2 protein-coding genes are annotated in these 1,557 nt (G+C 41.0%); one reads left to right on the plus strand and one right to left on the minus strand.

Annotated features, from left to right (window positions below):
* Positions 1-649, minus strand: a 649-nt coding sequence (locus ACWATR_RS39925; RefSeq protein ID WP_460345888.1) for a hypothetical protein, incomplete at its 3' end; no start/stop codon positions are given.
* A gap of 305 nt (positions 650-954) precedes the next feature.
* On the opposite strand from ACWATR_RS39925, the gene ACWATR_RS39930 reads away from it, so the two are divergent.
* Positions 955-1,545, plus strand: coding sequence for a hypothetical protein (locus tag ACWATR_RS39930; protein WP_289794578.1), 591 nt, complete (start codon positions 955-957; stop codon positions 1,543-1,545).
* Positions 1,546-1,557: the final 12 nt, after the last annotated feature.

The raw sequence follows: 1,557 nt of genomic DNA on the forward strand, positions 1-1,557 counted from the left end.
CGCATTCTTCTAATAACTCGTTTGATAATTGCGATTCTACTGCGGAGACGCTGTGCGAACGCACCACCAAATCCTGCAACCACTCTTGTAGCTTTCCTGTCTCTGGCAGTTGCCAACCCAGCGTCTGGCAAGCAGCTACAAACTCTTGTCCAATAACAGCTTCCCTATGCAAATTTTTCAGAAATGCAGCATACTCGTCTTCCGATAAGACATTAAGCTGCTGCTGAAAAAACTTTTGAATTTCTCGACTTAAGCGAAATATACGTGATGCCTGAAAATCATTGTCTTTCTTGATACCCTCAATATCACCCAAGCCAAGGGAGAGATTATCTACAAACCAAACCCCTACCTGGCCCACTTCTGGTACTGATAAACCCAAGGATTCACACGCAAATATCAGTTCTATGCCCAAAGAGGTATAACCAGAAAACATCTGCTCCAAACTACCCGGTTGAGGAACCGGCTTACCACTTTTTTGAGCTAGGTCAACTAAATCTAAACCCAAATCAACTAAACGCCTTAAAGCTTTCGCCAAAGTGCCACCCAATATCGGCAGTAAATCATCTACCTTTTGCCGCACACCGGGCGCAAGGGTAAAAGATACTCGGTCAGTATCCCCTCCAGAAAAGCGTTCGCGCTGATTTGACACACGTTTTTTGAACTTGGTTTATCGAGGTTTCTCTTCAGTTTATAGAAACAACAGGGGTTTTAGTTACAAACCTTAAGTTTTATATCAAAACCTATATCGCTAGAACAAATAAACACCTCACCATCAATAAACCTTGTAATTTTAGTGATGCACTAAATCTAATTAGTACATCACTAAATGTTAAATAATATTAATTTAATGCATCACTAACTCGGCAAATCGGTAAACTTTACCTAAAAAGCACAAAAGAAGGGCTTGAGATAAATCGAGCTAACTCGGTAAAAATCGTGCAAGAGCTAATAAAGATGCCAAAGAACTACAAAATACTAGAAGTACTACCAAAACAAGGACTAAAACCCAGACAATTTCTACGCCACTGTTTTGATATCGCTGAACTCACTCCCAGAGAACTGCTCGAAGAAGAAACCGACTCACAATACCGCAAAAAATGTATCACTGTACTATGTGCAGTCTTAGGTGTACAAAGACCAACAGTTCGCAAGTGGGGAAGTGATCTCAACTTTGATGGGATACCCAACTACTCCAAAGTTTCACTTGCTTACATTCACGCTGCCGAAATCGTGCCAAAGCAGCTAAAGAGCATCTTGAGAGGAGAATACAACGCACCGGAAGTAAATGCTCAAACATTTCTAGAAAAAATACTCCTTCAAGGGTTAACTGAACAACAAGTACTACAAACTGTCTCTCACGCCAATTTTCGCGCAACGTGTGTCAAAACTCTCACGCAAGTATTACATATTGGCACCAAGTCAGTCCAAGATTGGGGTCAGGATATGTCGTTTCACAAAATGCCCAAAATTCATAAACACACCTTGGGCTACGCCTTGGCTGCTATCTCCAAATCATCATCAAAAAACTTGCAGAAAGCAGCTTGACTTATTTAACTA

This window comes from Nostoc sp. UIC 10890 (assembly GCF_054786515.1).

Coding starts and splice junctions, on each gene's coding strand:
- ACWATR_RS39930 (WP_289794578.1), top strand. CDS start 955: ATGCCAAAGAACTACAAAATACTAGAAGTACTACCAAAACAAGGACTA.